The sequence below is a fragment of the Methylobacterium haplocladii genome, assembly GCF_007992175.1.
GTDB lineage: Bacteria > Pseudomonadota > Alphaproteobacteria > Rhizobiales > Beijerinckiaceae > Methylobacterium > Methylobacterium haplocladii.
Genome location: NZ_BJZT01000014.1, coordinates 38379 through 51043 on the forward strand (window position 1 = coordinate 38379; position 12665 = coordinate 51043).

At 69.2% G+C, this 12665-nt stretch carries 10 protein-coding genes; 7 read left to right on the forward strand and 3 right to left on the reverse strand.

All coding sequences use genetic code 11. From position 1 onward, the window contains the following. Position 1: 1 nt before the first annotated feature. The gene (locus MHA02_RS07520) at positions 2-988 is read right to left on the reverse strand and encodes an HNH endonuclease (protein ID WP_147078028.1); all 987 of its coding nucleotides are present in this window, start codon (positions 986-988) and stop codon (positions 2-4) included. A 321-nt stretch (positions 989-1309) separates the two neighbouring features. On the opposite strand from MHA02_RS07520, the gene MHA02_RS07525 reads away from it, so the two are divergent. The 5 genes from MHA02_RS07525 (at position 1310) to hemW (ending at position 7098) form a co-directional block, all read left to right on the forward strand. After that, complete coding sequence (locus MHA02_RS07525; protein ID WP_170249107.1) at positions 1310-3280, forward strand: AAA family ATPase; 1971 nt, start codon at positions 1310-1312, stop codon at positions 3278-3280. A gap of 34 nt (positions 3281-3314) precedes the next feature. Beyond that, positions 3315-4217, forward strand: a complete 903-nt coding sequence (locus MHA02_RS07530; protein ID WP_147078030.1) for a GSU2403 family nucleotidyltransferase fold protein — start codon at positions 3315-3317, stop codon at positions 4215-4217. A 321-nt stretch (positions 4218-4538) separates the two neighbouring features. After that, positions 4539-5252, forward strand: coding sequence for a ribonuclease PH (gene rph / locus MHA02_RS07535; protein ID WP_147078031.1), 714 nt, complete (start codon positions 4539-4541; stop codon positions 5250-5252). Further along, positions 5249-5884: a non-canonical purine NTP pyrophosphatase gene (locus tag MHA02_RS07540; protein ID WP_147078032.1), complete on the forward strand. Its 636-nt coding sequence runs from the start codon at positions 5249-5251 to the stop codon at positions 5882-5884. The genes rph and MHA02_RS07540 overlap by 4 nt, the downstream gene beginning before the upstream one ends. Before the next feature lie 35 nt (positions 5885-5919). Then, complete coding sequence (gene hemW / locus MHA02_RS07545) at positions 5920-7098, forward strand: radical SAM family heme chaperone HemW (protein WP_147078033.1); 1179 nt, start codon at positions 5920-5922, stop codon at positions 7096-7098. 70 nt (positions 7099-7168) lie between these two features. On the opposite strand, the gene MHA02_RS07550 is transcribed toward hemW, so the two are convergent. After that, positions 7169-8386, reverse strand: a complete 1218-nt coding sequence (locus MHA02_RS07550; RefSeq protein WP_147078034.1) for a penicillin-binding protein activator — start codon at positions 8384-8386, stop codon at positions 7169-7171. Positions 8387-8518: 132 nt separating this feature from the next. On the opposite strand from MHA02_RS07550, the gene rsmI reads away from it, so the two are divergent. Both rsmI and MHA02_RS07560 read left to right on the forward strand, forming a co-directional pair. Beyond that, a complete protein-coding gene (gene rsmI, locus MHA02_RS07555; RefSeq protein ID WP_147078035.1) occupies positions 8519-9505 on the forward strand; it encodes a 16S rRNA (cytidine(1402)-2'-O)-methyltransferase in 987 nt (328 codons plus the stop codon). After that, complete coding sequence (locus MHA02_RS07560; RefSeq protein WP_147078036.1) at positions 9492-9869, forward strand: YraN family protein; 378 nt, start codon at positions 9492-9494, stop codon at positions 9867-9869. The genes rsmI and MHA02_RS07560 overlap by 14 nt, the downstream gene beginning before the upstream one ends. Before the next feature lie 358 nt (positions 9870-10227). Here MHA02_RS07560 and MHA02_RS07570 read toward each other — a convergent pair whose 3' ends face one another. Then, positions 10228-12420, reverse strand: a complete 2193-nt coding sequence (locus MHA02_RS07570; protein ID WP_147078037.1) for a transglycosylase domain-containing protein — start codon at positions 12418-12420, stop codon at positions 10228-10230. Between the last annotated feature and the right edge of the window lie 245 nt (positions 12421-12665).

Below are 12665 nucleotides of genomic sequence, written 5' to 3' on the forward strand. Positions count from 1 at the left end.
GTCAGGAACCGTTCTGATGGTAGCACTGGTTCATATACCAGCCGCCGACGTGGCGGACGCTCTTATGAACTTTCGTAGGCACCAGCTCCATGATGCCGGGATGCTGATGGTGGTGCCAGGTCAGACCTGAGATCCGGGCTCTGCCTGCATGGATGTCTTCCAGCTGCTTTGCCGTGAACTTTCCTAGCCAAGCACCTTCTTCAACGATTTGGCGTCGCAGTTCCCGGGTCGCCAAGATCATCTGATCGCCGTGACCGACGCCCTGGGCGAAGAAGGTGGACCGGTCCACCAGTTGAATCCTCACTAGCCTGACGTTCTCGAAAATCGGAAATCCTCGATTGTCGAACGGGATGCCGTTCACGACGAGCCCGCTCGGGCTGTCGAGAAATTTGGCGACGTTGGGCAGATTGCGTCCGGGAATCGTATTGGATTCGACCGGCAGGCGCTGCTTGAGCGGCTTCTCCATGCCCTCCGGGATATCATCCGACATCGATTGGTATCGGGACGAGAGGTCATTCCGAGTTCGAAAAGGGTCGTATGGCGACTGCCGATCGTAGCGAGCCTGCTCGCAGTCGTCCGGATCATTCGGATCGGGGGCGCCGGCTTCGGCGAGCTTTGCAATGCGTTCGTCGAGCAGCCGGGCTTCGAGCCCGATCATGTTCGCGACTTGAACGGCGCGTGCGAAGAGCGAAGGGTCCTCCAGGATCCGTTTCGCCAGGGAAATGTAGACGGCTCGAGGACCCAGGATCCGGTGGACAGCCAACAAACGGCTCAGGCCCGCTACGGCAGTCGGCCCAAGCTGGGCACTCCGCAGGGCGACGTTGGCTTCGACGAACGCGGTCCCGGCGACGACTGCCCAGTCTGCGGCTGCAGCTCCCGCTGCTAGTCCGACGACCTTGCGCGTGAACCACGCCTGGGAAGGCGAAGCCGATGACGTGAACAGAAGACAGGCGGCGAGAAATGCTGCTGCGAGCTTGCGGATCGACATGCGTGTTCCAAAAATACACGCGCAAGCTTAGCGATGAGGTGTTCCTTCGAGCTTCACGGGGTCTCTACAATGCGACCGATCTCGATGCGAAATCCCATCCCAGTCCCTTGGTGGGATCGGAAGGAGACCGTCCCTCGGAGCCGACCTGAAGCCCGAAGACCGCCGCGCGCAGTGGAGGTGAAGGGGTCGCGTAGCGACGAAGCTTGCCCCTTCGCCGGAACGAGCACGGTGGTATCGTGGCGCGGTCGGATCAGGGGCTCGTCCTCGCTGCTCCTACATTCTGCAGCAACCTGCTGCACGATCTCGAAACGGAGATGGAGGTTGGATCCGAGGCGCGATCATACGGCCCTCGCCCGCCACCTCGCCGAGGACCCCGCCTTCGTTGGGATCGGCTACGCGACGGCTGGGAAGCTCCAGGCCGCCCTGGGCGACGATCTTCCACGTGCTCTCGCCGACGGCGACGTCGACGCGCTGGAGCCCGTCCTCGGGATCGAACGGGGTCTCGATCTCGTAGCGGCATGGCGCGATCAGCAGGCCGAGGGCGACGTCGTCGTCTGGCTCGCGGAGCACGGCTTCGATGGACGTCTGGCCCGCAAGGTCGTCGTCTTGTGGGGCGCCGAGGCTCCCGCCCGGCTCCGCGCGAATCCCTGGCTCATGATGGCGGTGGCGGACTTCGAGAAGGTCGATGCCGCGGCGCATCGGCTCGGCCTGCCTCTCGACGCCGACGACCGCGGCATCGCGGCTGTCGAAGCGGTCCTGTATCGCCGGCTCGACGAGCATCACACCTGGACCGCCGAAGCCGAGGTCGTCCGACTGGTCGGTCGGCTCCTGCGATGTTCGGCGTCGCGCGCCGCCGAGGCCGTATCGAAGGCGGTCTCCCTCGGCGTCGCCGTTCGGACTGGCGACGGCCTGCAGCCGGCGGGCGCCGCCATGATGGAGACCTACGTCGCCGGCGCGATCGCCCGGATGATCGAGGGGCAGGCGAGCGAGGACCTGATCGCCCGCGAGGTGACCTCGCAGGAGCTCGACGGTTGGCTGGACGAGGCCGCCGGCACCATCGGCGTCGAACTCGGCGGCGAGCAGCGGGACGCTGTCCATCTCGCCCTCAGACATCGGTTCGGCCTCGTCGTCGGAGGCGCCGGCGTCGGCAAGACCACCGTCCTCAAGGCGATCGTCGCCGCCAGCGAACGGTTCGGGCGCGCCGTCCACATGATGGCGCTCGCCGGCCGGGCCGCGTTGCGGATGACCGAGGCGACCGGGCGCAGGGCGTCAACGATCGCCTCGTTCCTGAAGGCCGTCGAGGCCAGGCAGGTCGCCGTCGGGCCCGAAGCCTTGGTCGTGGTCGACGAAAGCTCGATGCTCGACCTGCCGACGCTGTACCGGATCCTGCGGGTCATGCCCGCGAGCGGACGCCTTCTGCTGGTCGGCGACCACGCGCAACTGCCACCCATCGGGTTCGGACTGACGCTACATGCGCTCGTCGGCATTCCTGCGATCCCGAAATCCGAGCTGCGCACGATCCGCCGGCAGACGGCGGCATCCGGAATTCCCGTGGTGGCCGCTGCCGTTCGCGAAGGGCGCCTGCCGCAGCTCGATCCCTTCTCTCGGGGCGCCGGCGGCCTGTCGATCGTCGAGTGCCGTCCCGAGGCGGTCGCCGATCGTCTGGTCGACGTCGTCGCCGATCTCGGCGGCCCCGCGAACGTCCGGATCCTCTCCGCCCTCAAGGCCGGCGCCAGCGGCACGTTCGCCATGAACGCCCACTTCCACCGGATCGTGCTGTCGGGATGTCCTCCTGGCGATCGCGGCCGCTTCGTCGCCGGCGAGCCGGTGGTCTTTCTCCGGAACGATTATCGGCGCGATCTGCGCAACGGCAGCCTGGGGATTGTGGCCTCGTTCGAAGCGGACGGCACCGTGGTCGCGGTCTTCGACGGCAACGAGCAGCGGCTGTCCGGGCACGATCTCGTCGACCTCGACCACGCCTACGCGATCACCGTCCACAAGGCCCAGGGCTCTGCGTTCGGAACCGTCGCGCTCCCGATCGTCGCGTCCCGGCTCCTCGACCGGTCGCTGGTCTACACGGCGATCACGCGGGCCATCGACCGGGTCGTTCTCGTCGGAAGCCGGGACGTGCTACGGTCCGCTGTGGAAAGAGCGCCGAGCTCGCTGCGCCGGGAAACCGGCCTGCTCGAAGCTTTCGTGGGTCTCCTCCAGAATCGATCGGAGGCCGTTCGAGGCGGGGAGTCCGGTCGTCGGAACCCTGGAACAGGGCGCGCTCATCGTCACCGCGGCTGATCGGCCTGTCCTGTTCGAACAATCGGCATCCGACATGATCGAACCCTTCACCGACGAACAGATCGAATGCATCGACCGTCTCCAGGAGCTGTATGGCGCCTGGATCGAAGATGGTCGGATCAGGCGGTCGATCGCTGCCGACCCGTCCATTGAGCCGGCGGTCCTGAACGATGTCGACGCCCGGCTTGCCGAGAGCCGGCCCAGAGTCCTGCAGGCTTCCAGGCTCTATCGGGATCTCAAGCTTCCCCGGTTTCCGTACGAAGTGACGGCCGTATTGAGGGAAGCCGACCGGAGGGACCTTCTCGGCTCCCGTCTCGTCATTGTCGGGCCCGAAGCCATGGCGGCCTACGCGCTCGAAGCGGGCGGACGCATCGTCGGGGATCCCACGGATCGCGGCGACGTCCGCATGGCATGGACCGCACGCGACGCCCCGGTCGATGCCGTTTGGGACATCTGCACGATGATGGATCCCGGCTGCCGCGTTGAAGGAGCACGTCCGTCGCGGGTGCGTTTTTCCCAAGGTGGTGCCACCGAAATCGTGGCGGCGCCGTCGCGGTCGGAAGGATTCCGTCCGACGGACCGGATCCGTCCGACGATCCTGCCGGACCAGGAATGGCTGCTGTCGGGCCGTCACGTCGACCATGTCGTCTCGGACGAGGCAGGCCAGCCGGTGCGCATCGTCGCTCCCGATCCACGCCGGTTCGCGCTGCATCGCATGTGGCTGGGCTCGCGCAACCAGATCCACCTCGCATCGGATGACGGGAACCTGGACCTCGGGTCGGCACTCCTTTCGGCCGTCGCCGAGGCCATGCCCCGGTATCCCTTCGACGACGCGTTCGAAGGGACGTTGCCCGACGAATTGCGCGCGTTGCTGAACCGATCGGTCCCGACGCAACCGGCCGTCGCCTGGAGCATGTCGCCGACCTCGGCGGGTTGACGATCATGCTCAAACCACCGGATCGATGTGATCCCCGACGATGAACGCGAGTGGAAAGCCAGCCTTTTCTGTGGATCGTCGCGTCGGGCTCGTCGAGGTTGTCAGGAGCCGTGTCGGATGACCGCGTTTCACGGCAATCGACGATCGAAGCTTGTCCGAATTCGATTCAGCGAAGCACGGCAACGCACTGACACACACAGTCGACATGCGTACTGGGGTTTTTCGTTCTAGTCCGGTCTGGTAGCCATCTCCCGCCACGGGTTGCCGCCCGTGGCGGGGGGGCCTAAGAGCCCGGCCTCATCACAGGAACGGGAGACGAGGATGCGGCCTTCGAAGCGCGCTCCGGACGCGATGCGCAAGGTCACGCTCGAGCGGGCCGTCGCCCGCTATGCAGAGGGCTCCTGCCTCGTCACCTTCGGCGAGACCAAAGTGCTCTGCACCGCCTCGCTCGAAGAGCGCGGCCCACCCTGGCTGCGCGGCTCCGGCAAGGGCTGGGTCACCGCCGAATATTCCATGCTGCCGCGCGCCACGCACGAGCGCACCCGCCGCGAGGTGAATTCCGGCAAGCCGTCCGGCCGCACGCAGGAGATCCAGCGCCTGATCGGCCGCTCGCTGCGTGCCGTGACCAACCTCCCCGCGATCGGCGAGAAGCAGATCTCGATCGACTGCGACGTGCTGCAGGCCGACGGCGGTACGCGCACCGCCGCGATCACCGGCGCCTGGGTCGCCCTGCACGAGTGCTTCTCCTGGATGCGCGCCCGCTCGATCATCTCGGTCGACCCGCTGCGCGACCACATCGCCGCCGTCTCCTGCGGCATCTACAAGGGAACCCCGGTGCTCGACCTCGAATATGTCGAGGACTCGGCCGCCGACACCGATGCCAATTTTGTCATGACCGGCAAGGGCGGCATCGTCGAGGTGCAGGGCACCGCGGAACAGGAGCCCTTCTCCGAGGAGCAGTTCATCGAACTCCTGCGGCTCGCCCGCGGCGGGATCGCCGAGCTCGTCGCCCTCCAGAAGCAGACCATCGCGTGAGCACGCCGCGCCTCCTCACGGGCCGCGTCGTCATCGCGACCCACAATTCCGGCAAGCTCGTGGAGATGCGCGAGCTGCTCGCGCCCTTCGGCATCGAGGCGGTCTCGGCCGGCGAGCTGAACCTGCCCGAACCCGACGAACCCGGCACGATGTTCTCGGAGAACGCGGCCATCAAGGCGCACGCCGCGGCTCAAGCCTCGAGCCTGCCGGCCTTCGCCGACGATTCCGGCCTGTGCGTCGAAGCGCTCGACGGTGCCCCGGGGATCTTCTCCGCCCGCTGGGCCGGCCCGGACAAGGATTTTTCGGGTGCGATGGCCCGGATCGCCGAGGAGGTCGCGAAGCGCGGCGCCCCCTCCACCCGCGCGCATTTCGTCTCTGCCCTCGTGCTGGCCTGGCCCGACGGCCACACCGAGCTGTTCGAGGGCCGGGTGCACGGCAACCTCGTGGCGCCGCGCGGCACCCTCGGCTTCGGCTACGATCCGCTGTTCCAGCCCGACGGGTTCGATCGCACCTTCGGCGAGATGTCGTCTCAGGAGAAGCACGGGGTGGATTGGCAGAGCGGGGCCGCGCTTTCGCACCGCGCCCGCGCCTTCGTGCTGCTCGCCGCTGCCTGCCTGCGCCGTCCGGCCTGATTGCGTCCGGCCGGCAGCGCGCGCATCTGACAGCCATGTCCTTTGACGAAGCGCCGGACCACCCGACCCGCGATGCGGGCTTCGGCATCTACTTGCACTGGCCGTTCTGCGCCTCGAAGTGCCCCTATTGCGACTTCAACAGCCATGTCCGCTACGCCCCCGTGGACGAAGCGCGCTTCCTCGCCGCGTTCGAGGCCGAGATCGCGCACACCGCCGCGCGCACGCCCGGCCGCACCGTCTCCAGCATCTTTTTGGGCGGCGGCACGCCTTCGCTGATGAAGCCCGAGACCGTTGCCGGCCTGCTTGATGCGGTCGCCGCCGCCTGGGGCACGACACCCGACGTCGAGATCACGCTGGAGGCCAACCCCACCAGCGTCGAGGCAGGCCGTTTCCGCGGTTATCGTGCGGCCGGCGTCAACCGCGTCTCGCTCGGCGTCCAGGCCCTGAACGATCCGGACCTCAAGGCGCTGGGCCGCCTGCACAGCGTCGCCGAGGCGCTCGCCGCGGTCGAAACGGCGGCCACCCATTTCGAACGCTTCTCCTTCGACCTGATCTACGCCCGGCCGAACCAGACGCCGAAGGCCTGGCGCGCCGAGCTGACCGAGGCGATCGCCCATGCGGCCGAGCACCTTTCGCTCTACCAGCTCACCATCGAACCCGGCACGCCCTTCTTCGGCCTCGCTCAGGCCGGCAGACTTGTGCCGCCGAACGACGACGCGTCGCGCGCCCTCTACGACGTGACGCAGGAGGTCTGCGACCGGGCCGGCCTCTCGGCCTACGAGATCTCGAATCATGCGCGCCCCGGCGCGCAGTCGCGCCACAACCTGCTCTACTGGCGTTACGGCGAATATGCCGGCATCGGCCCCGGCGCTCATGGCCGCCTCGTCCTGCCCGAGGGCCGCACCGGGACGGTGACGGAGAAGGCGCCGGAGGCGTGGCTCGCCCGCGTCGAGCGCGACGGCCACGGCATCGTCGAGACCGAGGCGCTCACGCCGGCCGCGCAAGGCGACGAGTTCCTGATGATGGGCCTGCGGCTCGCCGAGGGCATCGACCCGGTGCGGTACGCAGCGCTCAAGGCGAGGGCGCTCGATGCCGGACGGATCGACGCGTTGCTCGGCGACGGATTGATCGTGCGAACGTCGGCGGGCCGTATCGCGGCGACTGCGCGGGGGGCGCCGGTGCTGAATGCGCTGGTGGCCGAGCTCGCGGGCTGAGCGGCCTCATGCCGTTTCCGCTCGACCCGTTCGGGATGCGCACCACCGGTGCGATCGACCGGAAACGGCGTCAGATTCCCGACGGACCCAGCGATTTCGGCGCCGGGCTCAGCACCGCCGCGGCATTGCCCCGGATCTCGTAGACCGCGAGCGCCCGCTCGCTCGCCCCCTCCGGCTTGAACCGGAAGGTCCCGTCGATCCCCGTGAAGCCCGAGGGCACCGTCAGCGTCGTGTCGGTGAAGCGCTGGGTTCCGTATTGCCGGCTGAGCGCTGCGGCGAGCGACACCGCGTCGTAGCCGAGCGAGGCCACCCGAGGCGGGGTAGCGCCGAAGCGGGCCTGGTAGCGCTGCGAGAAGGAGGCGAAGCCCGCCGTGTCGGGGGCGGCGAACATCCCGCCCTGGAAGGCCGGCAGAGCCAGCACGCGCGGGTCGTTCCACAGCGCCGTGCCGACCGGCCGAACGCGCGAGGGCGAGAAGCCGGCCCTGGTCAGGGCGGCGCCCATGGTGACGAGGCCATCGACCGCGCCAGGAAGGAACAGCGCATCGGCCTGTGCGCCCGGCCCGGCGATCACGCCTTTCAGCCGCTCGACGGCGGCACCGGGATCGGCGGGGGCGTAGCGCTCGATGCCGACGAGGCGGCCGCCCTTGCGCGCGACGGCTTCGCGGAACTGCGCCTCCACCGCGTTGCCGTAGGTGGTCTCGGGGATCAGCGCGGCGAAGGAGCGCCGCCCGCCGGCCGTGGCTTCGTCGACGACGCGGTCGACTTCGGATTGCGGCAGGAAGCTGATGAGGTAGACGCCGCGCGCCGCGACCGCCGCATCCGTCGAGAAGGCGATAACCGGCTTGCCGGCATTGCGCACCTGCGCGCCGACGGCGGCGACGTTCGCCGCGAAGAGCGGACCGAGCACCAGTTCCGCGCCTTCGGCCAACGCCGCCTGGGCCGCCTCGCGCGCGCCCTCGGGCGTCCCGCGATCGTCTTTCACGACGATGCTGAGATCGGGCTTCTGGAAGTCCTCGAAGGCGAGTTCGGCGGCGTTGCGCAAAGCCGTGCCGACGGCCGCGCCCTGGCCGGTCAGCGGCACGATCAGCGCGACCTTCACGCTGCCCGATCCGATCTGGTTCGCGCGCGGCGTTGCCGGATCGGCCGCGAGGGCCTCGGCCTGCGGAGCGATCGCCTCGGGGCGCGAGCGCGGCGCGTCGGTTCCGCCGACGCAGGCGGCGAGCGTCCAGGCGAACAGAGCCACGGCGGCACCATGCGCCCTGAAAAGCCCCGGGCGGCTACAGCTCATCGAACGGCCTCCAGAATTTCCTCCCGCGCGGTTTGGATCGCGGTACGATGTCGGTGCGCCTGCGAAAAGTAAATGCGAGGCGGGCGTTCGCAGCGGTCCGCAAGGCTGCGCGACCGTGGCATTGTCGTTCCCATGACACAGCGAATCGACAAGCGTGGGCAGAAGCCCGGCACGCGCACGCCGGTACCGGGCGGCGGCACCGACACCGCGCGCGAAAAAGCGCTGGGGACCTTCACGGCCTTCGGCCTCGCCGCCGAGGCGGAGCCGCTGCCGGCCGGCCTCTACATCGTCGCGACGCCGATCGGGAACCTTCGCGACGTCACCTTCCGCGCGCTGGCGACGCTCGCCGCGGCGGATGCGGTGCTGGCCGAGGATACCCGCGTCACCCGAACGCTGATGATGCATTACGGGATCACGACGCCGCTCGTGGCCTATCACGAGCATTCGAACGAGGCCGTGCGCGAGCGGATGATCCTGCGGATGCAGGGCGGCGAGACCCTGGCGCTGGTCTCGGACGCCGGCACGCCGCTGGTCTCCGACCCCGGTTACAAGCTCGTCGGTGCGGCCATCGCCGCCGGGATCGCCGTCACCCCGATCCCCGGGCCGTCCGCGGTGATGACCGCGATCGTCGCGGCGGGCCTGCCCACCGACCGCTTCTTCTTCGAAGGTTTCCTGCCGCAGAAGTCCGGTGCACGCCGCAACCGGCTGGAGGCGCTCGGAGCCATTCCGGGCACGTTGGTACTCTTCGAATCGCCCCACCGCCTGCCGGAGATGCTGGTGGACGCCGCCGCGATCCTCGGCGGCAGCCGCCCCGCGGCGGTCGCGCGCGAGCTGACCAAGTTCTACGAAACGATCCGGCGCGGCAGCCTCGAGTTTCTCGCGGAAACGTTCGCCGAGGAGGGCGCGCCGAAGGGTGAGGTCGTGGTGGTGATCGGCACGGCCGTCGAGAAGATCGCCGAAGACGCCGACGCGGATCTCGACGCGCGGATCGAGGCGGCGCTCGCCCGCCATTCGATCAAGGATGCGGCGGCCCTCGTCGCCGACGAGACCGGCCAGAAGAGGCGCGTGGTCTACGCCCGCGCGCTGGTGCTCGCGCGGCGCGACGATGACGGCGCCTGAAAGCCGCCGCCGCGCCACCTACCGGCGCGGTCTCGACGGCGAGACCCTGGCGCTCCTCGCGCTGCTGCTGAAGGGCTATCGCCCGTTGGCCCGGCGCTACAGCGCGGCCGGCGGCGAGATCGATCTGATCGTCCGGCGCGGGCGCACTATCGTCTTCGTCGAGGTCAAGGCGCGGGCGGCGCTTGCCGATGCGCAGGGCGCGATCGATGCCCGAAAGCGCGCGCGGTTCTCGCGGGCGGTCAGGGTCTGGCTGTCGCGCAACGCGGTGCCATCCGATGCGACGCTGCGGGCGGATGCGGTCTTCGTGGCGCGGCGTATCTGGCCGGTGCACCTCGTCGACGCGTTCGCGATCGAGGGCGGCTGATCGGCCGCGGCTTGCGGGTATGGTCTGGCTCGCTGCCCGGCGCTTCGCAGAGGCGTCAGGGTTCGAGGCGGCCGACGGGAGGCGGAACCAGACCGTTTCAAGCTGATCCGTTTCGGGCTGAGCGCATTGCCTCGCCCCGCCTGCGGGGAGAGGGCCGCGACGACCTCGTCGTCGGCGCGGCGAGGCGGCAGCCGAAGGTGAGGGGACCGCACCGGATGAGACTCTTCCGCCGCCGCCCCCTCACCGTCGCTCCGGCTTCGCCTGCTTCCCGCATGGATGACGAGGTCCATGCGGGCCTCTTCCTGCATGCGGGGAGAGGGGAGCGCGCCACGACCGATCGATCCAACCGGTACCGCCCTCACTCGTCTCCGACGCCGAAGAGCTTCTCCAGGAAGTTGCGGTCGTCCTGGCTCTGGCGGCGGGCGCGCGGCGGCGGGCGCGTCGAGGCGGTCTGCTGCGGCTCGCCGATGATCTCGCCGATCGGGTTCGGCGCGGCCTGGGCCACCGCCGGTGCTTGACGGGCCTGCCAGCGGTTGAGGCCGGGCAGCGGTACGGGCTTCTCGCCCTTCAGGGCGGTCGTCATGTAGGTCTTCCAGATCTCCAGGGGCAGGCTGCCGCCAGTGGCCTTCTTGGTCGACTCGCCGTCGTCGTTGCCGAGCCAGACGCCGGTGACGAGGGCGCCCGAGTAGCCGATCATCCAGGCGTCGCGATAATCCTGGCTGGTGCCGGTCTTGCCGGCGAGCTCCCAGCCGGGGATGTCGCCTTTCTTGGCGGTGCCGCTGACGAAGGTCTCGTGCATCATCGCGTTCATCATGCCGTCGGCGTCCGGCGACATCACCCGGCCGAGGCCGCCGGCGCCGCGCTTGTAGAGCACCTTGCCGTCCGCGCTCTTGATGCTGGCGATGACGTAGGGGATCACGCCGGTGCCGCCGTTGGCGAAGGCGCAATAGGCGCCGACCATCTCCATCGGCGTCACCTCCGAGGTGCCGAGCGCGATCGAGCCGTTGGCCTGGAGCGACGAGGAGATGCCGAGGCGCTGCGCGGTCTGAACGACGGCTTTGGGGCCGACCTCCTGGCCGAGCCGCACGGCGACCGTGTTCAGCGATTGTGCCAGCGCGTCGCGGAGCGTCACGGGGCCCTTGTAGGCGTGCGTGTAGTTCTCTGGGCTCCAGTTGCCGATTTTTACCGGCGCGTCGTCGCGCACCGTATCCGGCGTCAGGCCGTGTTCGACGGCGGCGAGGTAGACGAACGGCTTGAACGAGGAGCCCGGCTGGCGCTTGGCCGTGGTCGCCCGGTTGAACTGGCTCTGCGCGTAGTCGCGGCCGCCGATGAGCGCGCGCACGGCGCCGTCCGGCTTCATCGAGACGAGCGCGCCCTGGCCGACGTTGAAGCGCACGCCCTTGGCGTTCAGCTCGTCGACGAGCGCCTTTTCCGCCGCGGCCTGCAGACCGGTATCGACCGTGGTTGCCACGACGATGTCGGCCTCGAACTTCGGCAGGAAGTCGTCGAGCACGTCCATCACGAGATCGGCGACGTAGTTCGAGGAGCCGCCGCCACGCGACCCGTAGAGCCGGGCCGGCTGGGCGAGGGCGATCTTGGCGTCTGCCGGTTTCGCGAAGCCGAGTTCTTCCATCGCCGCGAGCACCTGGGCGCCCCGGGCCTGGGCCGCCTTGAGGTTGCGGTTCGGCGCGAGCCGCGAGGGCGCCTGGACGAGGCCGCCGAGCATCGCCGCCTCGGCCAGCGTCACGTTCTTGGCGGGCTTGCCGAAGTAGCGCTGGGCGGCCGCCTCGACGCCGTAGGCGCCGGCACCGAAATAGACGCGGTTGAGATACAGTTCGAGGATCTCGTCCTTCGAATACTTGTGCTCCAGCCACAGGGCCAGGATCGCTTCCTGGATCTTTCTGGACGCCGAGCGCTCGGGCGTCAGAAACAGGTTCTTGGCGAGCTGCTGCGTCAGGGTCGAGCCGCCTTGGCTGACGCCGCGGCGGGTCAGGTTCTGCACCACCGCACGGGCGATGCCGACGGGGTCGACGCCGAAATGGTCGTAGAAGCGCCGGTCCTCGATCGCCACGAAGGCGCGGGGCAGGTAGGGCGGCAATTCCTTGATCGAGACGACACGGCCGCCGGTCTCGCCGCGGTTGGCGAGCAGCGAGCCGTCGCTCGCGAGAATCGCGATGTTGGGCGGGCGCTTCGGAACGCTGAGCTGGTCGATCGGCGGCAGCTGCGAGGCGTGGTAGGCGACGAGCCCGGCGACCCCGATCACCGCCCAGAGGCCGAGGACGATGCCGGTATAGACGAGCTTGCCCAGGATTGAGCCGCGCCGGCGCGATCGGGCCCGCGTCGCGCCGCCCTTGCCCCGGCCGCCGCCCGTGCCGCCGCCTTTGGACGGCTGCCGGCCGCCCCGCTCCGCCGAACCCGATCCGCGCTTTGCCACGCCGCCTCCCGCCCGGTCCGCCGCGGACACGCGAAGATCGGGCCCCCCCGCGGCGCGACCCTCGGGCGCGTCGAAGTTCGGCTCCTGCCTCGTCGTCCGACCGCGTCCGTTCGCCATGCGCCTGATCTGACCCGTCCCGCCCGGAGACCTGCGAGCGCAGGTCCGGTCGGGTCCGGTTCCGCACGGTAATTGCGGCGGGTTTAGGGAGCGTTAACCCTCGAAATGTGTTTGTGTAGCAATCACATAGACTTGCCGAGCGTCGAATCGGAGGGGTCCGGGTCGGGCCGGCCGCGCATTCCGGCCGCCCGGCTGGCGTGAGGCAGGCCGGACGGGCCGTGGGGTGACACGCTTATCTTGCTCGC

Bases quoted from the DNA above. Each gene is read 5' to 3' on its own strand.
- rsmI (WP_147078035.1), top strand. From the start codon at position 8,519: ATGACACAGCGAATCGACAAGCGTGGGCAGAAGCCCGGCACGCGCACG.
- MHA02_RS07520 (WP_147078028.1), bottom strand. From the start codon at position 988: ATGTCGATCCGCAAGCTCGCAGCAGCATTTCTCGCCGCCTGTCTTCTG.
- MHA02_RS07570 (WP_147078037.1), bottom strand. From the start codon at position 12,420: ATGGCGAACGGACGCGGTCGGACGACGAGGCAGGAGCCGAACTTCGAC.
- MHA02_RS07550 (WP_147078034.1), bottom strand. From the start codon at position 8,386: ATGAGCTGTAGCCGCCCGGGGCTTTTCAGGGCGCATGGTGCCGCCGTG.
- rph (WP_147078031.1), top strand. From the start codon at position 4,539: ATGCGGCCTTCGAAGCGCGCTCCGGACGCGATGCGCAAGGTCACGCTC.
- MHA02_RS07560 (WP_147078036.1), top strand. From the start codon at position 9,492: ATGACGGCGCCTGAAAGCCGCCGCCGCGCCACCTACCGGCGCGGTCTC.
- MHA02_RS07530 (WP_147078030.1), top strand. From the start codon at position 3,315: ATGATCGAACCCTTCACCGACGAACAGATCGAATGCATCGACCGTCTC.
- hemW (WP_147078033.1), top strand. From the start codon at position 5,920: ATGTCCTTTGACGAAGCGCCGGACCACCCGACCCGCGATGCGGGCTTC.